We start from the raw sequence: 24,715 nt of genomic DNA on the forward strand, positions 1-24,715 counted from the left end.
AAGAAATAAAAAGTTGCGACTTATAAAGGCCTAAAAATAAAGGCTGAAAAATTGTTAAAAACTTTTTATCTAATATGATGTTAAAGCTGTTATTAAAGTAAAATTAACATCAGCGCCGACGTAGGAGCAATTGCGAGATAACCACCAAAATTAACGAAGCGACGAGTAAAATCGTCCCAATGGCATTGACCTCGGGTTTAAGACCCACACGTACCATAGAATAAATACGTAGCGGCAATATCTCATAGCTAGGACCGGTGACAAAGGTCGATACCACCACATCATCGAGCGATAAGGTAAAAGCAAGGAGCCAACCTGCCATCACCGCAGGGAAAATCACCGGAATCAATACTGTCCGTACCATTGTTGATTCGCTAGCACCCAAATCTCGCGCCGCTTCCATTAAACGCTCATCCAAACTACTTAAGCGCGCAAAGACAGTTATAACGACAAACGGCAAGCAAAACGTAATGTGCGCCAATAATAGCGAGACAAAACCCAGCTGTAGCCCAATTAATAAAAACAGTGCCAGGAGCGATATCGCTAAGACAATCTCAGGCGACATCATTAGCACAAATAACAAGCCATTTAGCAGCCCTTTACCACGAAAGTCATAGCGATGTAACGCCAGTGCGGTCAGTGTACCGATGATGGTTGAGACTGTAGCGGCAACCAAACCTAATAAAATCGAATGCCAAAAAGCATCTAACATCGCCTGATTATTGAGTAATGACTCATACCACTTTAAACTAAAGCCGCCCCAATTATAGCCAATTTTTGACTTATTAAATGACATCACTACCAATACTATGATGGGTAGATATAATAAAGTATAAATCAGCCCAAGGTAGCCTTTGGCGACGATATTGCCAAACCTTATGGGATTTTTGTTTTTCGGCGATTTGTTATTTGTTGAGCCATTTAGTGAACTATCAGACATTAGGCCACCTCGCTAAAGTCAGTCTTGCCGATACGGCGACTACTAGCGCGATAGGCAAGCAATAATACCGCCATAGCAAGCGTCAATAGCACACTGGCGGCCGCGCCAAATGGCCAATCACGGGCATCTAAAAACTGGTTTTTGATAATATTACCAACGAGTAAGTTGCGTGAACCGCCCAAAATATCGGCAACATAAAACATACCCATTGCTGGCAATAGTACCAACAGCACCCCTGAGATAATACCAGGTGTGGTTAAGGGTAGTACCACATGCCAAAAGGTTTGCGGTTTCGATGCGCCCAAATCCTGCGAGGCAAGCAGCATATCATTGCGCAAATCGCTAAACACGGCATATAGCGGCAGCACCATAAACGGAAACAATAAATACGTTAAACCAGCAATCACTGCGCCTTGGGTATACAAAATATCAATGGGCGCATCAATGATGCCGATTGCTAATAAGGATTTGTTAATCAAACCGTTACTAGCAAATAAGAGTTTTAGCGCATAAGTTCGTACCAAAGAGTTGGTCCAAAATGGCAATATTAGCATGAGCATCAACAGTGGCTGCCAGCGTTTACTGACTCGAGATACAAACCAAGCAAAGGGGTAGCCGAGTAATAAGCAGATGACCGTAGTGATGCCCGCCATCCATAATGAATGCACAAAGACATCAAAATAAAGCGGGTCAATCATGCGCACGTAGCTGTCGATAGTGACCGGCAAACTAATAAAAGCTGTGCTATCACGGGTCAGAAAACTGACGGCAATGACCAATATATTGGGTAATAGCGCAAAGATAAGAAGCCAACCCCAAATCAGCCATAGCGTTGCCGTACGAAAAGGGCTTTTATTGCTGATGCCAGTATGTGCCATTAGTGGATATCCTCTTCTGGCAATACCCATTCCCAACCATCGACCCACGACACTTTTACACCTTCATTAAGCTTATAGTCAAAACTTGGGTCATCTTCATCAAAGAATTCTGATGCTTTAATAATATGACCGTTCGTTAGCTCAATAATCGAGTCTAAGGTGCTGCCTTTATAATTACTTTCAATTACCCGCCCCAGTAGGCCGCCATGCTCTTTATCATTGGGATCATAAATGCGCAAATCTTCCGGACGTAGCAATAAATTGACGATATCGCCGACTTGGACATCGTTGGCAAAATCGGGTCGACGCAGATTACGCACAGGCGTTGGTCCGTCTTGAACTTGTGCTTCGCAGACTTCAACCTCAATACGACCATTGGTCACGCGACCATCACGATCTGGCTGCTCAGGATAAACACCTTTGACTTCCGCTTTAAATAAATTGGTCTCGCCAATAAACTTAGCAGTAAATAAATTGGCAGGGGTTTCGTAAATCTCAATAGGCGTACCAATTTGTTGGAATCTGCCGTCTTTCATCACTGCAATGCGGTCTGACATCGACAGCGCTTCTTCTTGATCATGGGTAACGAAGACAAAAGTAATGCCAAGCTCACGTTGCAGGCGTTTGAGCTCAGACTGCATTTGTAGACGCAGCTTATGATCGAGCGCCGATAAAGGCTCATCGAGCAATAGTAATTTAGGACGATTGATGACTGCACGTGCAATCGCAACGCGCTGCTGCTGCCCACCGGATAAATCCTGCGGGCGACGATTGGCTAAATGTTCTAGCTGTACCATCGCTAGCATCTCACGTACCCGCGTTTGAATCTCAACTTTAGGGACTTTTCGTAGCTTTAGACCATACGCCACATTTTGCGCGACGGTCATATGCGGAAACAGCGCATATTGCTGAAACACGGTATTGACTGGACGTTTATCAGCGGGCAAGCCTGCCATCTGTACGCCATCCAAATAAATCGCCCCTGCACTTGGCTGCTCAAATCCTGCAATCAGTCGTAGTAAGGTAGTTTTACCGCAGCCTGAAGGACCGAGTAAGGTAATAAACTCGCCATGCTTGATATCAAGATTGATGTCTTTTAAGACCTCAGTATTATCATAGGTTTTCTTTAGACCGGTCAGTTGTAGCAATACCTTATCAGTGTTTGCTGATGCAGGAGTAGTCAGTGGCGTTAAAAGTGATTCGGTCATAATGATTCCTAGATTACCGACATACATACTAAAATATCAGTGTCAGTCTGAACGCTGTATACGTTAGACATGATGATTTAGTATGTTAAAGCGATGAGTTTAACAGGGGTTGGTCGCAGGCTATTATAACAAACCTTCACTATAAGTTAGCGCAAGTTCCTTGTTGGTTGGTTGACCCTATAGCTATCTTGAAATAGCGATTAGAGATGAGTCTATGCTTTGTTAAATAGACCAAGTAACCACCCTTAAATTAAATAATTTTTACCATTTTTTTGAATTTATTCCTATACAATTGGTTTGCGTATGATAAATATAGAGTGATTTATAAAAGTAAGAACTTAAGTGAGGTTTGCTGAAAGCGCCAAACGATATCGAAGACTTAGACTCTATGACAGGATAGTTATAGAGCAATTTACTATGTTAACCCGTTAAATTATCAAGGATTTCTTATGCCTAACAATACACGCCCTAAAACAGGTCAGGAAGCACTGGAGCTGCTTAAGCAAGGTAATATACGCTATGTAGACAGCTTGACCAATACCGATCCCTGTATGCAAAGGCGTCCAGAATTAATCAAAGATCAAGACCCTTTAGCGATTATTTTGGGTTGTTCGGACGCACGGGTACCGGTTGAGATCGTTTTTGATCAAGGTTTAGGTGATTTATTTGTCATACGCGTCGCAGGTAACGTAGTAGCTCCTTCACAAATTGGTTCGATAGAATTTGCTGCCGAAAAATTCAATACTAAACTGGTCGTGGTGCTTGGACATTCGCACTGCGGCGCTGTCACCGCCTGTGTTGAAACATTAATCAATCCTGAGCAAAACTACTCACCCAATCTACAATCTATCGTCGACCGTATCCGTCCAAGTGTCTATAATCTGCATGAACTTGCGACCGCCAATGGGCAAGATGTGGATGCAGACGAGCTGGTTGATCGCTCTATACGTGCAAATGTGCGTATGTCGGTCAGTCAATTAAAGCATGGCTCGCGTGCGTTAGAGGATTTAACCAGTAGTGGTCAGCTATTGATCGTTGGTGCCGAGTACGACTTAGAAACAGGTAAAGTGCGGTTTTTAGATACTTAATAGTGTTCTATAGAGGCTATGCTAGAAAGACTAAGTGTTATAGGTATGATCATTTAATCTATTAGTGATTAAAAATATTTACATATAGGAATAATCATGAGTAATGATACTTTTAACAACGACCATTCAATACAAGAGCAACCTGAAAGCAGCGTAAAGGCTAATGGCGTACAGCCTATCTCAGCGCAGACGACAGGTTATACCTTTAACCATACGATGCTGCGTGTTAAAGATCCTGTGAAGTCTTTAGCGTTTTATACTGGTGTCTTAGGTATGACGTTACTGGCAGTCAAAAAATTCCCAGCCATGGGTTTTGATTTGTACTTTTTAGCCAAGCTGACTGAGAGTGAACGTGAAAACTTGCCGTCAGGTAATGATTTAGAGATTTTTGCCTTCCGTCAGCGTGGCATTTTGGAATTGACTCATAACTATGGTACCGAAACAAAAGTGGACTTTAGCTATCATGATGGCAATCAAGAACCACAAGGGTTTGGTCATATTTGTTTTAATGTGCCTGATCTCAATGCAGCGGTAGCTTGGTTTGATGAAAACAATGTCGAATTCAAAAAACGTCCAGATGAAGGCAGCATGAAAAATATTGTCTTTATTAAAGATGTTGATGGTTATTGGATTGAAATCGTACAAGCAGACTTGATGGCTTAATTGATTCATAAGTTAAGCGAATAAAAAAGCCACCTTATTGTTTGATAGGGTGGCTTTTTATATTGCTAAAGGATTCTTATTTAGTCTTTTTCGACTTGGAAATCCGTATGGCAAGATTTACAGCTGTCGCCAACAGGTTTAAAAGCTGGCATCACATCGTCAATGCTAGTTGCTGTCTGTGCAGCAGCGCTTAGCTCAGCAGTGACCTTTTGGAAATTCTCTGCTTCAGCTTTAAAGCCATCAACATTTGACCAAACCTCTGCTTTGGCATTGCCAGCGGCGTCTTTATTATTAAAATGGCTCCAAGGATTTTTAGACTCTTCTGCTAAAAATGCCGCCTGCTCTTTGAAAACGTCAGCATCAAAAGTATCCGGCTCTTTTGCCATGCCACCCATAACCTTCATTGCATCACCGAAGTTCTTCATGATGTCCTGACGAGCTTTGACATCAGGGTCTACTGGTGTACTACAAGCCGTCAGTCCTAAAGTGGCTGCCATCAAAGTAATAGCAAAGATAGATTTTAATGATTTTTGATTCGATACCTGAGTCATGAGTAGTGCTCCTTTTTACGTTGCTAATAAAAAGGTGGCGTAGCATATGCATGCTCGTCACCTGATTAAATGGCTACTATTAAAATAAATTTTATCCGATATTTTTAATATATTTTCTTTATTAACATTCGAAAATATTGTTTTTCATGATGCTTAAATTACGTACTATCCTATATTAAACAGCAAGCAGCTTAAGTAGCATAGGGCGAAACCGTGAGTTTTTGTAAAATAGATTAAATATTCTCATAAATTGGTTTTAAATAATCGCTTTCGTTAAGCTATAGTAGATACACTTTTAAAAGAATACAGTGCTACTGGGATTAATTATTCGCAGCCTCTGTCTACATAGGCACAGTAAGCAAGAAAAATTGATACCAGTAGTACCTTATAATTTTTGTATTTCTTTTATTCAAGACTGACTATATAAATTGCCGTCCTAAAAATTATCATTACTTATTTTGAATAATGCTTTATTTAAAATAAAAAAGGTCAGCATGATTAGCTGACCTTTTGAACAATAAAATGATTTATATCAAAACCAATAAATACTAGTAAGTTATTATGCCAATCCCGATTATAAAGTCAACCAATCACGCGGTTTTAGGTAGAAGTCAGTCAACTCAAACTCAGGCGTGCCCTGATCTGGTTCAAAGCGATAGTGCCAACTGGCAAGCGGCGGCATACTGACCAAGATAGATTCAATACGCCCATTACTTTGTAGACCAAATAGAGTGCCGCGGTCATAAACGAGGTTGTATTCAACATAGCGACCTCGGCGATAGAGCTGAAATTCACGCTCTGCTTCAGTATAGGACAGATTTTTACGCTGCTCAAAAATTGGTAGCATACCTTCAAGATAGCCATTACCGACCGCTTGCATAAATTTAAAGCAGGTTTCAAAATCCCAACCGCGACTTTCAGTATTGACGTCATCATAAAATAAGCCGCCGATACCGCGCTGCTCATCACGATGACGCAAATGGAAATACTCGTCGCACCATTGCTTGAAATCAGGATAAATACTGTCGCCAAAAGGTGCACAGAGGTCATGACAGACTTGATGCCAATGCACGCAGTCAGCAAGCACAGGATAAAATGGCGTTAAATCAAAACCGCCACCAAACCACCAAATAGGGTCTTTGCCTTCTGCTTCGGCAATAAACAAGCGTACATTGGCATGACTAGTGGGAACGTGAGGGTTTTTGGGGTGCACAACAAGAGATACGCCCATTGCCTGTGCTTTACGACCAGCAATGTCAGGATGACGCGCAGTTGCTGAAGCAGGCAGGTTTTGGACGTGTATATGACTAAACATAACGCCGGCTTTTTCTATCACTTCGCCGTCTGCCAACACGCACGAGCGACCACCACCACCTTCAGGGCGCTCCCAATCGTCAGGGACAAAGGTAGTGGCTTTCTGTGCATCAGTGCAGCCATCACTTTCTTGCGCTTCTAGGGCTTGGCAGATACGCGCTTGCAAATCGACTAGAAATTCACGCACGCGCATGATGTCATGATGGCTTGGTGTTGTTGTTGTATCGGTCGCCGACACATTGATATCGTTATCTATATTTGGAATGCTCATAAAATATCTGATTATTTGCTATTTATTAAGGTGTAGGGTGGTATTAAAATCTGTGTCTAATAGATGACCCATACGATCGCGCTTGGTCGCTAGATATTCAGCATTCATATCATTCACCCCAACGACTAATGGCACCCGCTCAATGACATCGATACCATGCTCGGTTAAGTAAGCGACTTTACTAGGATTATTGGTGATAAGGCGCACAGCATTAACGCCTACATGAGCAAGCATCGGTCCGCACATATCATAGATACGCGCATCAGCAGGCAACCCCAACATAAGGTTGGCATCTAGAGTATCGTGACCTTGATCTTGTAAGGCGTAAGCACGGATTTTATTGGTCAGACCGATGCCGCGCCCTTCTTGGCGCAGATATAAAATCGCCCCGCAGCCCGTTTTTTGTATCGCATCCATAGCGGTATTTAGCTGTGGGCCGCAATCACATTTTAAGGAGCTAAAAGCGTCACCAGTTAAGCACTCAGAATGAATTCTTATTAAAGGAATAGGGCGTTCTGATAAAGCATCATCTTTTTGATTTAAGCTGCTGTCGGCAATATCCGTTTGATCAAACACAGGCAGACCTACCGTCAGCATCACATGCTCTTGACCCTCATCATTCTCAAAGATATGAATATCAAACTCGCCGTGACGAGTAGGCAATTTGGCGCTAGTAATAAATTGATATGACATTAATGCCCTGCATAAGCTGATCATCGTGGCGCTCACTGTCTGACATAGCTTTATTATAATAGCTAAGTTCTTGTAAGCTAGCGGGTTTGCAAGATAGTATGCTAATTATATTTATTATAAAAACCACAAATTATAAAAACACACAAAGTTCACAGACGGCGCACGATGATTAAAGCGACAATTAAAAATAAATGCTATTATGCCATACTATTTTGACGGATACAGTGACAAGTCTTTGCCCTTACATTACTATGTCGTCACTAACGTCCGGTATGGATACAAAATAATAAGGCATAATAGCCATTATTATGACCTTTGAGGCAGCTATTAGAGCAGTCTTTAGGGTTGTCATTGAACGTTATTATCTTTATATCAAATAGCGTATTTTGGGTTATTGCAGCGATAAAAGCTGTATCACTAATTGTATAGTCGATGCCATCCCTTGTATTAGCAATGATACAAAGGATGGCATGGCTATTATTAACGCCACTTAGACTATTGCTATTGCTAGACCTTGTCTAAGGTAGCATCTGGTCAGCAGATTGGTAGGTATCGTACGTTTTATGCAGCAGTCACCTCATTCCCCACAGTCTCAGTCATTATCTGCGTCAGCTGTTGATTCTGCTGTACCGCTATCAAAACTGCAACAAACGTATGCAGTGATTCCACGTGAGCGTCCGCAGACGCCATTGCTCGACAGTGTGGATAGTCCTGCTGATCTCAAGACTTTTAGCAGTGCTGAGCTGATTACTTTAGCCGATGAGCTAAGGCTGTTTGTATTGTATTCAGCGGGTCAAAGCGGTGGTCATTTCGGTGCCAATTTAGGCGTGATTGAATTGACTATTGCGCTACATTATTTGCTAGACACCCCACAAGATCAGATCGTTTGGGATGTGGGTCACCAAGCGTATGCGCACAAAGTACTGACAGGTCGCCGTGATCAGTTAGGTACTATCCGCTCTAAAACTGGCTTAACGGCTTTTCCCGAACGTGCCGAATCTGTCTATGATACCTTTGGGGTTGGGCATTCATCAACGTCCATCTCAGCCGGTTTAGGCATGAGCTTAGCGCTACGCTATCAAGGGCGCGCGCAGACGGTTGCCTGTATTATCGGCGATGGGGCGATGACAGGTGGCATGGCGTTTGAAGCGATGAATGACGCGGTGCAACAAGACGCTGATTTGATGGTGATTTTGAATGACAATGACATGTCTATATCCTGCTCGATCGGTGGCTTTTCACGGCATTTAGCAATGCTTTGGGAGTCAGGGTATCAAGTTGATATCTCTGATGCAGGCGAGCCAATATTATGTCAACGCCCTGATATGCAAGCCTTTGACCGACGTAAGCGTCATAAAGAGCAGCGCGATGTACCGCAACTAGAAGACAATCTATTTAAGGCGATAGGCTTTACCTATTTTGGTCCTTTTGATGGTCATAATATTCCTGAGCTGCTACGTGTATTGTCGCTTGCCAAGCAAGTCAAAGGTCCAGTTCTGGTCCATATTTATACTACCAAAGGTAAAGGCTTTGCGCCTGCTGAATTAGACCCAGTCGGCTATCATGCTATTAGTAGCTTACCTGCTGAAGATAACGCACCAAAAACTGAAAAAGCAGCGATTAAACCTTCCTTAAAGTACTCGCAAGTATTTGGACAGTTTTTATGTGACAAAGCGGCACAAGATAAGAAGCTGCTCGCCATTACCCCAGCGATGGAAGAAGGCTCAGGGATGATTGAGTTTGCTCGTCAATTTCCAGAGCGTTTCTTTGATGTAGCGATTGCTGAGCAACACGCTGTGACGTTGGCGGGTGGCATGGCAACACAAGGTGTAAAGCCGATTGTGGCGATTTATTCGACGTTTTTACAGCGTGGGTACGATCAGCTGATACATGATGTTGCTTTGCAAAATCTTGATGTGATGTTCGCCATTGATCGCGCCGGCCTAGTTGGTGAAGATGGCGCTACGCATGCAGGGGTGTTTGATTTTGCCTTTTTACGCTGCGTGCCCAATATGCTGATTGCAGCGCCAAAAGATGAAAACGAATGCTATCATTTGCTCAATACTTGTTATGAATACCAAGGTTGTACCGCAGTGCGCTATCCGCGCGGTGTTGGCACTGGTGCAACTATTATACAACCAGCGCAAATTTACAACATTGGTGAGGCGGTTATAGAGTCGGTACTTGGTACAGACGATGCACCCAAGAAACTGGCATTATTGGCATTTGGTACGATGGTCGAAACGGCTCAGAAAGCCGCAGAAATGATTGCGAAATCCCCTTTATTAGCATCAAGCTGTCAGCTGCATGTGGTCAATATGCGTTGGGTGAAGCCTTTAGATACTAACTTGCTTGAAACCCTAGTCGAGCAAGGTGTTACTCATATAGCGACTTTAGAAGAGCATATGATCATGGGCGGCGCGGGTAGTGCGGTCAATGAATACCTATTAAATGAATCGGCTGCTTTTAAAATCCATCGTCCAACTATCTGCAATATAGGTATCCCTGATCGGTTTGTTGCGCATGGCTCTCAAGCAGAACAGCTAGCAGATTGTGGTCTAGATGTGGAAGGTGTGTTCAATCAGCTCCAAAACTTATTATCTTAACTAATGTGGCTTAAGGTTTAAAAGACGATTAATCATCTATCTGCTACATTATAAAAATAATAAATACCCATAGTCCGTAAAAAGTTGATAAAATAGCTGTGTAAAAAATAAAGCTGTATTTTTGTGCCAAGATATCGCCTGCTTGCCGTAGGTGTGAACTATTTGACAACTTGAGCGGTGCGACTAATAACAACCATATATTGTGGTTTGCTATGTGGCTTTATTTTTCATTGATTTTATAAGTAGTGTTGGTGCTATAAGTATCTCTTACTTTATATATTTTCTTTATTAATAAGTATCTATCGATTGGTACTTATCAATTAATATTTATCTAGTAATATCCATTTATCAAACAAGCAGGTTATTGTATGGAACCCATGGTCGTCATCGCAGCGCGTGCTGCTGAAAAAGTCGGTAAAGAAATTTTGTACGCGCATCAAAACCGTCACAAAATTGAGTTGGATATCGAGTCAAAAGGACTAGATGGTTTGGTTACTCGTATTGATCGCTTTAGTGAAGAGCTGACGATTGAGACGCTAAAAGCCAGCTATCCAAATCATTCGTATTTGGGTGAAGAGTTTGGTATGCAGGAAGGTCGCGGCGAAGATGCTGACTGGTGCTGGATTATCGATCCACTAGATGGCACTAAAAACTTCGTTCATGGCGTACCACAGTTCTGTGTGTCTATCGCCGTACAGCATAAAGGCGTGACTCAGCATGGTGTTATCTATGATCCCGTCCGTGATGAGATGTTCTCGGCTAGCCGTGGTAAAGGCGCGCGTTTAAACCAACGCCGTATCAGTGTCAGTGAGCGTAAAACGATCGATGGTGGTTTATTTACTACTGGGCATCCTCTTGAGCGTAAGCGCAATGGCGAAGTTATCTCATATGCCAAAGAGCACTACGAAAGCCTACAAAAAATCACTGAAGCGGGTGGTCAAATCCGTCGTTTAGGCTCAGCTGCTCTTGATTTATGTTATGTGGCTGCTGGTCGTTTTGATGGCTACTTTGAGATGTCAATCAAGCCTTGGGATATCGCAGCAGGCGAGCTTATTGTCACCGAAGCACGTGGCGTGGTCGTTGATCATACTGGCGCACACAATTCGATGACATCAGGCTCTATCTTTGCTTGTAATATAAAACTGTTAAAACCTTTGATGCAAGTGGTTGTGCCAGCATGGGGCGATGCGCTTTAATCGTCCCCTTTTAGATAGCTAAATATGACAAATAAAGAGCTGGTTCCGTTACGGAGCTAGCTTTTTTGTTTTACCATTACCTTTATAGCCACTTTTATCTTCAACTGTAATACCATTGAATTCAAGCTCTTTACTAACCTTTTCAAGCAGCTGCAACTCTTCTTCTATCAGCATCAGCATATCTTGCACATGAGGTAAGGCCTTGCTACAGGCAGTAATACCAAATTCAATCTTATCCAAATAACTTGCCAGCGTAATATTCATCGCTTGCCCGTTGAAGACAATCGAGGCAGGGTACAAAGATTGTAGGCGCGCGCCATTCCAATACAATGATTTTTCGGAGCCTGGTACATTTGAGATAATCAGGTTGAAGGCTTGTTTTTTAGGAAACAAACCAGTCGCCAGATTAATCCCTTCCCATGCATAAGACACCACACTGTAGTTAATAACTTGCGCTTGATTCATACGTCTAAAACGGCGTTTTCCATTGTTCATACTGCGATGAATTAGCTTGATTCTACTCAATGGATCATCCAGATGAGTACCCAGATTGGCAAGGACAAATGACAGCTGATTGCCCGCGACACTATCGTCAGTTCGTAAAGACATGGGCACGAACGCAATCAGAGGCTTGCTAGGTAGTGCATCCATCGAAATCAAATAACGCCGGATAGCACCAGCACAAACGGCTAGTACTACATCGTTTTTGCTAATATTAATACGCTCAGCAATATCGTTGAAGCGCTTAATATCATAAGATTGTGCCGCTATGCGCCTCGATGCTGAGATGCGTCTGTTTAGAATACTTCTCGGGGCATCAAAGGTACTGACATAGCTGTCGTCATTATAATTTTTAAAATTATCCAGTAATTCTGTGAACACAGGCTTAATGGTAGATACTTGCTCTTTCAGGATGCGTAAAGCGGAGCGCTCTTTGGGCAAGATAGCATCGATCTGATTGCGATGGCGTGCCATTAATGACCAAATAGGCAAAGTAACTGGCTCATTGGGCGATTGTGACAAGGATTTTTTGACCAAACGCATGGCAGCGATGCCATCAACCAGCGAGTGATGGATTTTGAAATACAGCGCAAAGCGCTCTGGGCTACCTTCGCTCTCTGGCTGAATGCCTTCAATCACATGGCATTCCCACAGGGGCATAGCACGGTCTAATAGACGACCATGCTCTCTTGAAACATACATCAAAAGTTCGCGCACACGGGCGGGCTTGGGTAGGGCGACATGATGCAAGTGGTGCTCGACATCAAAATTTTTGTCTTTTTTCCAAAATACCATATGCTCAAGCACTTGGTTGAACGGAAACGTTGGCGGTACATGAGAGTCTTGCATCTGCTTTACAAGCTGATGAACAAAACTGATATCGGCATCCTCTGGTAATTCAAATAAAAATAGACCTCCAACATGCATGGGTTGTTTACGCGACTCAAGAAGTAAAAACAACTGGTCGACTGCTGTAAGAAGTCGCATAATAAATCCTTTTATAATGAAAAATATAATCACCTAACCTTTAATACTACTGAAAAAAGTATCCCGTCTGTGGTGAGCTGGCAGTTGCCATTTTGCGCATCGGCATACGACCCGCCAAGAAAGCCTGACGACCTGCCCATACCGCATGTTTCATTGCTTGAGCCATCATCACAGGATTTTGCGCATTAGCAATGGCTGAATTCATCAGTACGCCATCACAGCCAAGTTCCATGGCAATCGCGGCATCAGAAGCTGTACCGACACCAGCATCAACCAATACGGGTACTTTCGCATTTTCAATAATCAAGCTTAATGTATGGCGATTGAGCAAACCAAGACCAGAGCCAATCAGACTACCAAGTGGCATAATTGCCACGCAGCCCATACTCTCTAATTCTTGAGCAACGATAGGGTCGTCTGACGTATATACCATGACCTCAAAACCGTCATCAATCAACACTTTGGCAGCTTTGAGTGTTTCCATCACATTAGGGTATAAGGTTTTTTCGTCCCCTAATACTTCAAGCTTAACCAGATTATGCCCGCCTAATAGCTCGCGAGCAAGCTTACAAGTACGAATCGCCGTTTCTGCATCAAAACAACCCGCTGTATTTGGCAAAATAGTGTATTTATCTGGTGAAATGACATCAAGCAAATTGGGCTCATTGCTATTTTGACCGATATTGGTACGACGAATAGCGACCGTCACTATCTCTGCTGCTGACGCGCCGATGGCGGCACCCGTTTCAGTCATATCTTTATACTTACCCGTACCGACCAATAATCGAGAAGAAAAAGTACGACTGCCTACCGTAAAAGTATCTTGCAAAAGGGGTGTCGATTGAGTGGCAGTGCTAGTGTTATCTGACATAACTGAAAATCCTAATGGCGAGTAAAACAAAATGCTATTATAACAAAATCATGCAATCTTACTTGCAGTCTTTTTGAGTTGAGCCAGTTAAGAATAATACATTTACCATGCTTTGATACAAGTTTTTTTCTGAGTTTTTCTTTATCTATTAGGTCGTTTTTATGATGCAACTGCCGTACAGTTTTGCAAAACGCCATCAGATTTTGGTTATTCTAGCCATTGATCCTGAGCTGCCACCGACATTGCTATTGACCAAGGTGACGCCGCTTTCAGCAATCAATGAAGCGGTGCGATTTTTACAGCAGCAAGGCATACGCGGTGTGCCAATATATGAAAGTGTCAGCTCGGACGATTTTGAGAAACGCATGAATGCCGCTTATGCAGGTAATACTGGCGAGTCACAGCATATCGCCGCTGGCCTTGAAGACCATCCTGATCTTGATAGCTTGGCAGATAGCGTGCCTGAAACTGAAGACTTGATGGACCAACAAGACGATGCACCTATTATCCGTCTGATTAATGCATTATTGTCCGAGGCGATACGTCTAAACGCCTCAGATATCCATATTGAAACCTTTGAAAAACGCTTGGTCGTTCGATTCCGCGTCGATGGTGAGCTTAAAGAAATCATCACACCAAAACGTCAATTAGCGCCGTTATTAGTATCGCGTATTAAAGTGATGGCAAAACTGGATATCGCTGAAAAGCGCGTGCCGCAAGATGGGCGTATTAGCTTGCGCTTAGCGGGGCGCGAGGTTGATGTGCGGGTATCGACATTGCCGTCAAGTTTTGGTGAGCGTGTGGTCATGCGCTTACTAGATAAGCAAGCAGGTCGCCTGAATATGACCTATTTGGGTCTATCTGATAATGATTATAGTGAGCTTAAGCGCTTAATCCATCGCCCGCATGGCATTATTTTAGTGACAGGACCGACAGGCTCGGGTAAAACCACCACGCTATATTCCGCATTGACTGATTTAAATGATCAAACCCGTAATATCTTGACGGCTGAAGATCCAATTGAATTTCAGCTCGATGGTATTGGGCAAACGCAGGTCAATAATAAAGTCGATATGACCTTTGCTAAGAGCTTGCGTGCAATGTTGCGTCAAGACCCAGACGTGGTCATGGTGGGTGAAATTCGCGATTTAGAGACAGCAGAAATCGCTGTGCAAGCATCTTTAACAGGGCATTTGGTCTTATCAACCCTACATACCAACACCGCTATTGGAGCGGTTACGCGCTTGCAAGATATGGGTGTTGAGCCGTTTTTATTATCATCATCATTGATAGGCGTGGTCGCCCAGCGTTTGGTACGTACGTTATGTACACATTGTCATGATTGGCAAATAGCTGACCCTGAACAAGCCAAATTGTTTACTGAGATTGGTATTCAATCAATGTCTGACAATATTGCAGCTAACAATGCTGCTGATAATCTGACAGATAAAGCTATCAAGCTACCTAGAGCAGTCGGCTGCGATAAGTGTAACCAATCAGGCTTCAAAGGGCGAACAGCGATATATGAAGTGGTGCCCGTTGATGATGCGCTGCGACGCATGATTCATAGCAATACCGCCGAGTATGAGCTAGAAGAGTACGCCCGCCAAAAGACACCATCAATTCGTGCTGATGGTTTGCGTAAGGTAATCGCGGGACGTACGACATTAGAAGAAGTGCTACGCGTGACCAAAGAAAGCGCCCTACTTGAGGACGCTTTGATTGTTTAGAGTAATATTTTAAGAGACATTTTTATTTGACAGCGATACATTCAACTTCAACGCTGGCACCTGCCGCCAATTCAGCTACGCCAAAAGCTGAACGGACGGGATAAGGCTTTGCCAGTTCAGCCTTATAGATTTTATTGAAGTCATTAAAATCGTCCATATCGGTGAGCATCACCATACACTTAACGATATCTGACTTTTGGTAACCATATTTCAATAACGTAGTATTGATATTATCCATTGTCTGTTTGGCTTCGGCTTTAACACCGCCTTTGACCAGCTTGCCATCTTTAAAGCCAATCTGACCAGACATATACAAAGTATCGCCGACACGGACTGCTTCTGAGAAAGGATAATTGCCGCCGTCACCTAAAAACACAGGGCTAGACTTAGTGATAGTTGCTCCATGATGTGTATGAGTTGAAGTTTTTTCGGGCGCAGCAGTGGCACTAACGGTAAATCCTAATGCACAGATACTGATAAGAAAAGCCTTGGATAAATTAGTAAGCGCTGTTTTAGAAATAGCTTTGGAAATCATTTTGGACATCATTGTCTCCTTATTATAAGTTTATAAATCACTGCTATACGAAGTGCGCTATAAAAATGCTTGAACATGGATAGCGCACTACTTTACGTATTCTTAATATATTAGTTATCTTAAACAGCCTCATCATTATCAGCTGATTGATTGTCTTACTTAGTTTCTACTTTTGCGTCTGTTTCTACTTCTACTACTTTGGTATGAGACTCAGTATCAGCCTCTGCCGACTTTTCATTAGCTTTGCCTTGACGACGCGCTTCTAACTCAGACTTAGGTATCCAAGCCCATGTCATCTCGACTACGATTGGGTCGCGATCACTGTCCGACTCACGGTCATGAATGACACATGGAATAATCATTTCGCCTTTCGGAGTATTTAAAATATCTAAACGCTGCTCATCAGATAAGCTTGCGATGGCAGCCATTTGTCCTTTTTTAATCGGTCGATAGAAATTCACTGAATAAGACTTAATCAATAGTACACGATCAGCAGGTAAGTTTAAGCCTAAAATGAATCCCGTTGCCGTTTCAGCAAGCAAAGTAATGGCAACTGCATGGACGGAGCCGATATGGTTTTGCACCGCTTTGGTATTATTTAAACTGACCACCACTTGGTTTGGCTCGACCGTTTCATAGTAGATACCCGTTGTGCCCACATAAGGTACTACCTTACCAAATGCTTTCGATAAAATGCTCGAACGTGCACCAGCAGGTAAATATTTGGTGATAGATAACAGTTTGGTAAATTGATTGCTGATTGGTTTAAGTGTGCTATTGGTTTTTTCGACTGCAGGTTTTGTGTTCTCAGAGACTTTGGCTGGCAGTTTATTGGTCCGTTTGATCGGGAGTTTTTTTAATAATCCTGACATACAATATTCCTCATTTAAGTGGGATTTACAATGCTAATGATACTAGGGTTAAAAGGCTCATGGTATAAATGAGTCACCGAATAGGCTTTATGCTAGCAGCTATTTTAGTTATGGTACATTAACTGCTCAGTCGCTACTATTATTACCATGTACTGCTGCGCTTACAAAATAACAGTGACGTAACGGCATCTTAGGCGTTAGTAATTTAAGCACTGATACCCTGTAGAGCGAGTAACTATAATGATAAAATGTTAGCGCTTTTTCATACTTTTTTGTTGGATAATGTTATGCCTGATATGTGTGATGATAAGCCGACCAATATTATTTATACGGGCGTCGCGGGTACTGGTAAAACCTACCGATTGCTCCAAATTTCTAAAGAATATACGGACTATCTGCCTAAATCCAATAATGAGGATTTACTCAAGCAGTTATTGCAAGAATTGAACTGGCGTGATGTGGTGTGTTTAATATTTTTAGATTTTCAGTCGCAAAAACAGGACTTAGTAAAAGTACCTGAAATCGTTAATCATGAGTTTTTTATCGCCAAAGCATTACAAAACGCACGTGAGAAAAATTTAAGTAATACAGCGTGGTCTGTACTGCAAATGCACAGTCCAACCAGCTCACAGACGGTTGCGTATAAAAATAGAGCCAGCCAAGCGTATTTTGATAAAGACCCTAGCGGTGCGTGGTATTTACTGCCTGACAGCCTGATGCTATTAAGCGAATTGTCAGAGCAATTGTCAGAATTTCAGCAGGCGCAACGTGATAATAGTGCCAGCCAAACTCAACGCTTTAGCCAACAGCGCTTTAGTATGGTCAGTTTCCATCAGGCATATGGCTATGAAGAGTTTGTCGAGGGCATTCGCCCGGTAATGGCAGCTTCTAATCAGTCGAATAACAGCTCATCTCAAATGAGCTATGCCATTACTGATGGCGCCTTTTTAAAGCTCTGTCAGCGCGCGGCAAATGATCCTCAGCAGCGTTATGCGATGCTGATTGACGAGATTAATCGTGCCAACGTCTCACGCGTTTTTGGTGAATTGCTCAGCCTTATTGAACCTGATAAACGAGCAGGTACGCCCAATGCGATGACAGTAAGTTTGGCATACTCTGGGCGAGCGTTTAGCGTGCCTGCCAATGTTGATATCTATGCGACCATGAATACCCAAGATCATTCGTTAGCGCCACTAGATATGGCACTGCGTCGTCGTTTTCGCTTTATTAACTGTCCGCCGCAGCCTGAGCTATTACCGATTATCAACCTCAATAAAGGATTAGAAATAGTCGACGAAGCGGAGTGCATCAATTTAGCCAAAGTATTAACGGGTTTAAATCATCGTATTAGCCAAACGTTAGGGATTGAGGCGCAAATGGGTCATGCGTTTTTATTCTCCGTGCATAGTCTTGAGCAGTTACAAATGGCACTTACTGAGCAAATTATTCCACAATTAGCCCAAGCAGCTGGCGGGCAAGTGGCTGTCTTGCAGTATATTTTTAGAGATGAACAGCAGCCAATATCGGCACAATTTATTCATGATAGTCAAACGTCAATACATAACGGTATGTCCACTCAAATGGCTAGCGAGAATGGTATAGCTTCTCAGAACTCCATGTTTGCAGGACAGCAATCCTATTTTACTCAATCTATAAATGCCGGCAGTTATGCAATTAATACTGACCTTATTGCCAATACTGGCAAGTTCACCCAGCTTGCCGTCTATCAGCGCTTATATCCATGAGGATGTTAATCGATGATAAATACGCATAAGCACACTCAAAGCTCTGAAATGAATATCATGACGGTATTTGAACATCAGCGTTTAATAGCGTCTAATTTCTTGTACGACTCTGATTTTCAGTGGCTGATAACCCAAGAGCTGTCAGTATTTAGTATTAAACGCAAGCAAGGACAGTGGCAACTCAAGGTTGGACATTATATTGGCGTGATTGTACTGCCTAGTGGCATGACTCTTGAGATACTGCCAAAATTTATCGCAAACACTGCTAGCAACTCTATTAAGCAGCCATATCAGTCAAATGAATCACCAGTAGATGCGGATATTGTACAAACCCGTCACTGGGTACAAAATATGCTGTCAGACCTAATGAACAGTAATGATAACAAATCGCCTCACAGCAAAAATTTTAGGCAATTCAGCCGCCAGTTGACAGCGCTGCCAGTCACCACATTGCCTTTATCAGATTGGCTCAGTATGCAGCTTTTGCAGCGTTTAACGAATTATCAACCGACCAAACAGTATCAAACCCAAATCCATAACCAAGCAGCAATTCAAGGACGTTTACTCATAAAAGAGCAATTACGCCATAACAGTATGCAGCCACATAAATTTGTGTGTGAGCGCAGTGTGCTGAACCAAGACATGCTAGGCAATCGAGTCATTAAGAGCGCATTAACACTGCTGAGGCCTTTGTTGCCCCAATCAAATCTGCTTTTACATTTACAGCCATGGCAGCAAGTGTCTGTCCTACATCAGCATGAAATACGCCAGCTAGAGTCGATATACTTTCAAGCAAAGCGTGAACTTGCCATTCAGCCGCTGCAAGCAAAGCAATTACAAGCCGCCTTGCAACTGGTAGATTTCGCTTATTGGCTGCTTAGTCAATCAAATATGGAAATCGGTCATAGTATTAATGCACCAAAACCATTTGGTAGTAGATCTACACCGCCACGCTTATGCTTACTGATAGATATGAATCAAGCGTTTGAGCAATGGGCAGGCCAGCGTATCGCTTTGTCTTTTCAGCAATTAAGCGACGACTATAAACCATTATTCCAAGCGCAACGTGTTTGGCTTAATGATGCAGAAGGGCAGGCGTGTTTGTCTATTCGCCCTGATTTATTGATTTATCGCCAGATGCGTTCGAATACTAAAAATAAAGAGAAGCATGATGATACTTTACCAATAAAGAATTTACGAGCAAATCCATCACCAGAAAAACAAGCAGGTCAATATAGTCACGTGATCGATATTAAATGGAAGCCTTTAGCGCATGCCAGCGCCATTAGTGCCAGCGACGCTTATCAACTGAGCAGCTATGCGCAGGCTTATCAAGCAGAGCAAGTCTGGCTGGTATATCCAGTGCAAGATAATCAAAGACGAGCGGTTGTATTAAAGCAAGATACTCAGGACATATACAATAGTGAAAATGCACCCTATGCTCAGTTATGGCTGATACCTTTTAATGTGCTCACAGGTACGATAAACATTGACTTGCTTCCGACATAAGATTTAGCATAATATGCGCTTAGCTCATAAGGCACTATGTTGAGTAGCGCTTGTTGTCGACGCTTAGTTTATAAGAAATAAGCCTTTTTTAAATAATTTAGCAGTTATTTCAAATTAATTAAAAATAGGTGTTGACACCATCGGCGTTTCCCCTTAATATGTGCACCTCGATAGCAAGGAACGTTAGCCAGTTAGTGGCATTGCCAATAACCAGTTAATCAACAAACTATCGTGTTAATAGAGAATTTCGGAGTGTGGCGCAGTTTGGTAGCGCATCTGGTTTGGGACCAGAGGGTCGTAGGTTCGAATCCTATCACTCCGACCATCTATTTAAGAGCCTTACAGGCTTTTTTTTATGTATAATGGTTTGGTTTCTTGTATATCAAGCGGACCAAAATATGTAAAAGTCCTCTAAGAGCGCCTGTAGCTCAGTTGGATAGAGCATCTCCCTTCTAAGGAGGTGGCCGCAGGTTCGAATCCTGCCAGGCGCACCATTTAGCCTGCATATATTGCCGAATTTTGGCAACAGTTATGGCGGTTGTAGCTCAGTTGGTAGAGCCCCGGGTTGTGATCTCGGTTGTCGTGGGTTCGAGTCCCATCAGTCGCCCCATTTTTTGCTGTATCCCTTCTATTTATATCTATATTAAAATCATTTAAAAAAAGCCGCTGCCATTTTTGGCATTTTTTTGTACCTGTCTGTTTTATATCTTTTTGCCTCTGTGATAGTCCTAAACCTTTTAAGTCGCTCATGATCTAACGGTCTACTGGCGTTTTGTATCATTTTTTCTTATGATACATATTGTGTCGTAAGGGCTTTATAAAGGTACATTAGCTGTACTGTCAAAGAAAAATTTATCTCAGTAGTACTATATTTTTAAATAAAATCGATCCTCATATTAATGCGATTTTTTTATTAAAGTGGCGCGTTATTGAGCAGCTGTTATTGAGGAAATGGTTAATGGACGCATTAAGCGTGTTACTACAAAATGTACATTTATTCGATACGAAATACTATCGCTTAAATGGTACAGGCAATTGGTCTTACTCACTCACTAGACAAGATACGATTGTGTTTTATTTGGTGATGTCTGGTAGCTTTTGTATTGATATGGGCAGTGGACTCAGAGAAGCGCATGCTGGCGACATTATTATGATTCCTAGCGCGCACAATCATGTCAGTTACGCGCTCAACCATCATGGTGAGAGTGCCAAACCTTTGGATGAGTTGCTTACTAATTGCACGGAACAAGTGCTTGATATTCAGGGCGATGGTGATGCCCAATCATCTTTGATACTGATTGAATGCAAGTACGATAAAGAGATGATTCGTCCTTTATTATCAGTGCTACCAACGATATTGCCTGAAATTAACGATGAATCTGATGGTCGGTTCGAGGTGATTGATGTTGAGATTCGACTGCTGACGTTAGAAGCTGAGCATGAGCGGATGGGTAAGACGGCGATTATCAATCATTGGGCAAGTATTATGATGATTGAGTGTTTGCGGGTTTATATCGAAAGTTTGCCTGAAGCCACGGACAGTTGGCTAAAAGCCATGAAAGACCCGTTTTTAACCAAGGCATTGGTCGCCATGCACGAAAATCCAAGCCAGAACTGGAGCATTCATGAGCTTGCTGAAGTTGCAGGTATGTCACGCTCGAGTTTTGCGCAGCGTTTCAAAGACGTGGTTGGTATGCCGCCGTTGACCTATCTGATTGACTACCGTTTGCGTCTGGCGGCACGTTATTTGCGCTTGCAGCAAAATAGTATCAGCCGTATTAGTGAGCTAGTGGGCTATGCCTCAGACTCAACCTTTAGCCAAGCCTTTAAGCGCGTGTATGGCATATCGCCAAAAGCGTACCGCCAGCAATATCAAAAACAAAACCTTGCTTAGCTGCTACTTCACACATAAATAGTCATCCAAGCTGTGTGATATTTTCTAAACTGAGTCAGTGATATAATAGCGTCTATCTGATAATAATTTTTCATCATTAGCATTTCGATCTTGCACAGCTGACAATGAGTGTAGGTTAAGGTACTATGGAATGACAATGAAGTAATAAGTCGCCTAGTTGCGACAGTGTTTTAGCGACCTATATTTTATGCTTATATATTACGGTCTATCCAGAATATAGTATGACTTAGGTGATGTTTATTTTTGCAGCTGATGGTGTTTTATGACTGAACCGACCGCAAAACCAAGCGTAAAATCAAATGATCTACAAGATTCTTCTGCGTCTATTAATCATAAAGACAAACTTAATAGCAGAGTCAAAGCTAACAATAATCAGCATGACTCAAATCTTCAGCAGGAAAATAGCGCACAGGCAGGTATGGCTACTCGGCTTGATAAAGCGGCATTATTAGCATTATTTGTTTTGCCAAATGCGGATGGCAGCTTGACAGAGACTAGTTCCGCTAATATAAATACTGCTAATCATACTCTAATAAACCAAAGCTTATCTATCTCTGCAAGTGACAGTAGTATTGCTACTCAGCGCGTAGCACTTTATCGGGCGCAGCATGAACGCACGCAGCAATTATATTTGGCTTCTGCTGCTATCCGTCCGACTTACCTTGTACATACCCTCAAAAGACAATTTGCCGAATACCAGCAATATTTGCTTGCACAGCAGCTGGATAAACGCGGTTTGATGGATACGGATGCCATTGAGCGCTTATGGCAGCAGCTGCATGTGGTCGATGACATCATCGAAGATATTGTACGCCATATGCCAGCTCAGCAACCTGCAGGTTGGCAGTTGACAATACAGGATGGACATAATCCATTATGCTTTGCCACCGTCGGCAAGCTAAAGCATAATAAACCTATCTTTGATCAAGGCAGTTTGAACAGCTATGTGCTCGGGCACTTTGGCGTCAGTAGCTTTACTTACGATCGTGGCTATTATATAGGACATGTGGTTGGCTATTTATTCAGCTGTTATTTTTGCGCCCATTTATCTATTACCTATGGCGTGACAGCACTTGGTCAGGATGTGGTGAGTGATTATGATTATGCCAGCCTTGAAACCCCGCACATGGTCAGATTGCTACAAGGTTTAGACGGTTACTGTAAAAAACGTATTTATCAATTGGCGGTCATTTGTGCACGTCTCAGTGTGTTTGCCAGTGATAAGCGCATTGAGCGTATGCTGATCGCTGAAGTCAATGATTTTGATAAAAAGCTACAACAACAGCATTTAGATGTTCTATTATTGCAAGGCTTGATGCCGGATAGTAACGATTCTACGCCGCTTCTTTAAGTCGTCTATTCTTTTAATGAGCCAACTTTTCAAATCTTGATCTATCCTCTTTTATTCTTGACCGTCTTAGGATATCCGCTGCTATGCCCGCTTATCATTATAAAGCGCTTGACGATCGTGGCGGCATCCAAAAAGGCTTGCTTGAAGGTGATTCTGCGCGGCAAGTACGCCAGCAGCTGCGTGATAAACAATGGACGCCTGTCGAAGTCAACGCCGTCAATGATAGGCAAAGTCAACATAAAAGCCGCTATAAAAAACCCTCTGCTTATGAGTTGGCACTGCTTACCCGCCAGTTATCTGTGTTACTTGCTGCTGGTATTCCGTTAGAGGAAACCTTGGCAGCTGTCGCCAAACAATCGCCAAAAACCCATATCAAATCTTTGATACTTGCCGTGCGCTCGCATGTCCTAGAAGGTCTCAGTTTGGCGCGCGCTTTGCAGCAAGCGGCGAGCTTTCCCCCACTATATATCGCTACCATTGCAGCTGGAGAAAAATCTGGTCATTTGGATTTGATCTTAAATCAGCTTGCCGATTACACGGAAAATCGCTTTGCCTTACAGAAAAAAATACAAGGCGCTATGGTTTATCCCATCGTGCTGATGGTGATGGCAGTTGGCGTAATTATGGGGTTAATGAGCTTTGTAGTACCAAAAATTGTCAAAGTGTTTGAGCAGTCCGAACAAGCTCTGCCTTTAATTACCCAAATTGTCCTTAGCTTATCAAATATTATTACCCAGTGGTGGTGGCTGATGCTGCTGGTGTTGGCAGGAACGGCATTTTTATTCTATCGCTTTGCTCAGACGCAAGCGGGCAAGCTGGCCATAGATAGTGCTGTGCTAAGATTGCCTATACTGGCACGCTTATCGAAAGGGTTGAATGCGGCGCGCTTTGCCAGTACGCTTGCGATATTGGTGCGCTCTGGTGTGCCATTGATTGAGGCGCTCCATATTGGCGCTGCGGTCACCACCAATTTGCATATTCAAAAAACCATCATTACTGCTGCGGATAGAGTAACAGAGGGTTCAAGTCTGTCGAGTCAATTAGACAAATCGCCCTATTTTCCGCCGATGATGGTACAAATGATTAAAAGTGGTGAAAACTCGGGCGAGCTTGAAAATATGCTTAGCCGTGCTGCCAATATGCAGGAGGCAGAAGCCACCAATTTCATTAGTACTTTATTGTCATTACTTGAGCCTTTAATGCTGGTGCTGATGGGTGTGGTCGTCATGATTATCGTAATGGCGGTGATGCTGCCAATTGTGAATATGAATGACTTGGCTGGCTAGTTTTT

At 42.7% G+C, this 24,715-nt stretch carries 20 protein-coding genes and 3 tRNA genes; 13 read left to right on the top strand and 10 right to left on the bottom strand.

Going from position 1 to position 24,715, the window contains the following annotated elements:
• Nucleotides 1-109: 109 nt before the first annotated feature.
• The 3 genes from potC to potA are packed head-to-tail and all read right to left on the bottom strand — an operon-like array spanning nt 110 to nt 3,026.
• Nucleotides 110-940, bottom strand: a complete 831-nt coding sequence (gene potC, locus PCRYO_RS01235; RefSeq protein WP_011512609.1) for a spermidine/putrescine ABC transporter permease PotC — start codon at nt 938-940, stop codon at nt 110-112.
• Entirely contained in the window at nt 940-1,818 is an 879-nt protein-coding gene (gene potB, locus PCRYO_RS01240; RefSeq protein WP_011512610.1) for a spermidine/putrescine ABC transporter permease PotB, read from the bottom strand. Before potB ends, potC begins: the two co-directional genes overlap by 1 nt.
• Nucleotides 1,818-3,026 carry a spermidine/putrescine ABC transporter ATP-binding protein PotA gene (gene potA, locus PCRYO_RS01245; RefSeq protein WP_011512611.1) on the bottom strand — a complete coding sequence of 403 codons (1,209 nt, stop codon included), beginning with the start codon at nt 3,024-3,026 and terminating at the stop codon, nt 1,818-1,820. Before potA ends, potB begins: the two co-directional genes overlap by 1 nt.
• A gap of 449 nt (nt 3,027-3,475) precedes the next feature.
• On the opposite strand from potA, the gene PCRYO_RS01250 reads away from it, so the two are divergent.
• A complete protein-coding gene (locus PCRYO_RS01250) occupies nt 3,476-4,114 on the top strand; it encodes a carbonic anhydrase (RefSeq protein ID WP_011512612.1) in 639 nt (212 codons plus the stop codon).
• A 96-nt stretch (nt 4,115-4,210) separates the two neighbouring features.
• Complete coding sequence (gloA, locus tag PCRYO_RS01255) at nt 4,211-4,777, top strand: lactoylglutathione lyase (protein ID WP_011512613.1); 567 nt, start codon at nt 4,211-4,213, stop codon at nt 4,775-4,777.
• Nucleotides 4,778-4,857: 80 nt separating this feature from the next.
• Here the strand turns inward: gloA and PCRYO_RS01260 are convergent, their stop codons facing one another.
• From PCRYO_RS01260 to ribA, 3 genes are all read right to left on the bottom strand, one after another.
• On the bottom strand, nt 4,858-5,328 hold the full coding sequence (locus PCRYO_RS01260; RefSeq protein ID WP_011512614.1) for a c-type cytochrome: 471 nt from the start codon (nt 5,326-5,328) through the stop codon (nt 4,858-4,860).
• Nucleotides 5,329-5,902: 574 nt separating this feature from the next.
• A complete protein-coding gene (gene hemF, locus PCRYO_RS01265) occupies nt 5,903-6,913 on the bottom strand; it encodes an oxygen-dependent coproporphyrinogen oxidase (protein ID WP_011512615.1) in 1,011 nt (336 codons plus the stop codon).
• An 18-nt stretch (nt 6,914-6,931) separates the two neighbouring features.
• Nucleotides 6,932-7,606 (bottom strand): GTP cyclohydrolase II, encoded by a 675-nt coding sequence (gene ribA, locus PCRYO_RS01270; protein WP_011512616.1) that lies wholly within the window; start codon nt 7,604-7,606, stop codon nt 6,932-6,934.
• A 563-nt stretch (nt 7,607-8,169) separates the two neighbouring features.
• Here ribA and dxs point away from each other — a divergent pair.
• Both dxs and PCRYO_RS01280 read left to right on the top strand, forming a co-directional pair.
• The gene (gene dxs / locus PCRYO_RS01275) at nt 8,170-10,212 is read left to right on the top strand and encodes a 1-deoxy-D-xylulose-5-phosphate synthase (protein ID WP_011512617.1); all 2,043 of its coding nucleotides are present in this window, start codon (nt 8,170-8,172) and stop codon (nt 10,210-10,212) included.
• A gap of 368 nt (nt 10,213-10,580) precedes the next feature.
• The gene (locus PCRYO_RS01280) at nt 10,581-11,408 is read left to right on the top strand and encodes an inositol monophosphatase family protein (protein WP_011512618.1); all 828 of its coding nucleotides are present in this window, start codon (nt 10,581-10,583) and stop codon (nt 11,406-11,408) included.
• Between the two features lie 48 nt (nt 11,409-11,456).
• Here the strand turns inward: PCRYO_RS01280 and PCRYO_RS01285 are convergent, their stop codons facing one another.
• Nucleotides 11,457-12,896 (bottom strand): WS/DGAT/MGAT family O-acyltransferase, encoded by a 1,440-nt coding sequence (locus tag PCRYO_RS01285; protein ID WP_011512619.1) that lies wholly within the window; start codon nt 12,894-12,896, stop codon nt 11,457-11,459.
• 46 nt (nt 12,897-12,942) lie between these two features.
• A complete protein-coding gene (locus tag PCRYO_RS01290) occupies nt 12,943-13,767 on the bottom strand; it encodes a thiazole synthase (protein WP_011512620.1) in 825 nt (274 codons plus the stop codon).
• Nucleotides 13,768-13,931: 164 nt separating this feature from the next.
• Here PCRYO_RS01290 and gspE point away from each other — a divergent pair, with 164 nt between their 5' ends.
• Nucleotides 13,932-15,497: a type II secretion system ATPase GspE gene (gspE, locus tag PCRYO_RS01295; RefSeq protein ID WP_406626818.1), complete on the top strand. Its 1,566-nt coding sequence runs from the start codon at nt 13,932-13,934 to the stop codon at nt 15,495-15,497.
• A gap of 22 nt (nt 15,498-15,519) precedes the next feature.
• Here gspE and PCRYO_RS01300 read toward each other — a convergent pair whose 3' ends face one another.
• Nucleotides 15,520-16,041 (bottom strand): RidA family protein, encoded by a 522-nt coding sequence (locus PCRYO_RS01300; protein ID WP_011512622.1) that lies wholly within the window; start codon nt 16,039-16,041, stop codon nt 15,520-15,522.
• 146 nt (nt 16,042-16,187) lie between these two features.
• Complete coding sequence (locus PCRYO_RS01305; protein ID WP_011512623.1) at nt 16,188-16,904, bottom strand: DUF4442 domain-containing protein; 717 nt, start codon at nt 16,902-16,904, stop codon at nt 16,188-16,190.
• A 248-nt stretch (nt 16,905-17,152) separates the two neighbouring features.
• Here PCRYO_RS01305 and PCRYO_RS01310 point away from each other — a divergent pair, with 248 nt between their 5' ends.
• The 8 genes from PCRYO_RS01310 to gspF all read left to right on the top strand — a co-directional run bounded on the left by PCRYO_RS01310 (nt 17,153) and on the right by gspF (nt 24,710).
• Nucleotides 17,153-18,649, top strand: coding sequence for an McrB family protein (locus tag PCRYO_RS01310; protein ID WP_011512624.1), 1,497 nt, complete (start codon nt 17,153-17,155; stop codon nt 18,647-18,649).
• A gap of 12 nt (nt 18,650-18,661) precedes the next feature.
• Nucleotides 18,662-20,158 carry an McrC family protein gene (locus tag PCRYO_RS01315; RefSeq protein ID WP_011512625.1) on the top strand — a complete coding sequence of 499 codons (1,497 nt, stop codon included), beginning with the start codon at nt 18,662-18,664 and terminating at the stop codon, nt 20,156-20,158.
• 248 nt (nt 20,159-20,406) lie between these two features.
• Nucleotides 20,407-20,483, top strand: a tRNA-Pro gene (locus PCRYO_RS01320).
• A gap of 92 nt (nt 20,484-20,575) precedes the next feature.
• A tRNA-Arg gene (locus PCRYO_RS01325) sits at nt 20,576-20,652 on the top strand.
• Nucleotides 20,653-20,692: 40 nt separating this feature from the next.
• Nucleotides 20,693-20,768 (top strand) — tRNA-His (locus PCRYO_RS01330).
• Between the two features lie 348 nt (nt 20,769-21,116).
• Nucleotides 21,117-22,052: a helix-turn-helix domain-containing protein gene (locus tag PCRYO_RS01335; RefSeq protein WP_011512626.1), complete on the top strand. Its 936-nt coding sequence runs from the start codon at nt 21,117-21,119 to the stop codon at nt 22,050-22,052.
• Nucleotides 22,053-22,335: 283 nt separating this feature from the next.
• Nucleotides 22,336-23,424 (top strand): hypothetical protein, encoded by a 1,089-nt coding sequence (locus PCRYO_RS01340; RefSeq protein WP_011512627.1) that lies wholly within the window; start codon nt 22,336-22,338, stop codon nt 23,422-23,424.
• An 83-nt stretch (nt 23,425-23,507) separates the two neighbouring features.
• A complete protein-coding gene (gspF, locus tag PCRYO_RS01345) occupies nt 23,508-24,710 on the top strand; it encodes a type II secretion system inner membrane protein GspF (protein ID WP_011512628.1) in 1,203 nt (400 codons plus the stop codon).
• Nucleotides 24,711-24,715: the final 5 nt, after the last annotated feature.

The sequence above is a fragment of the Psychrobacter cryohalolentis K5 genome, from assembly GCF_000013905.1.
Lineage (GTDB): Bacteria > Pseudomonadota > Gammaproteobacteria > Pseudomonadales > Moraxellaceae > Psychrobacter > Psychrobacter cryohalolentis.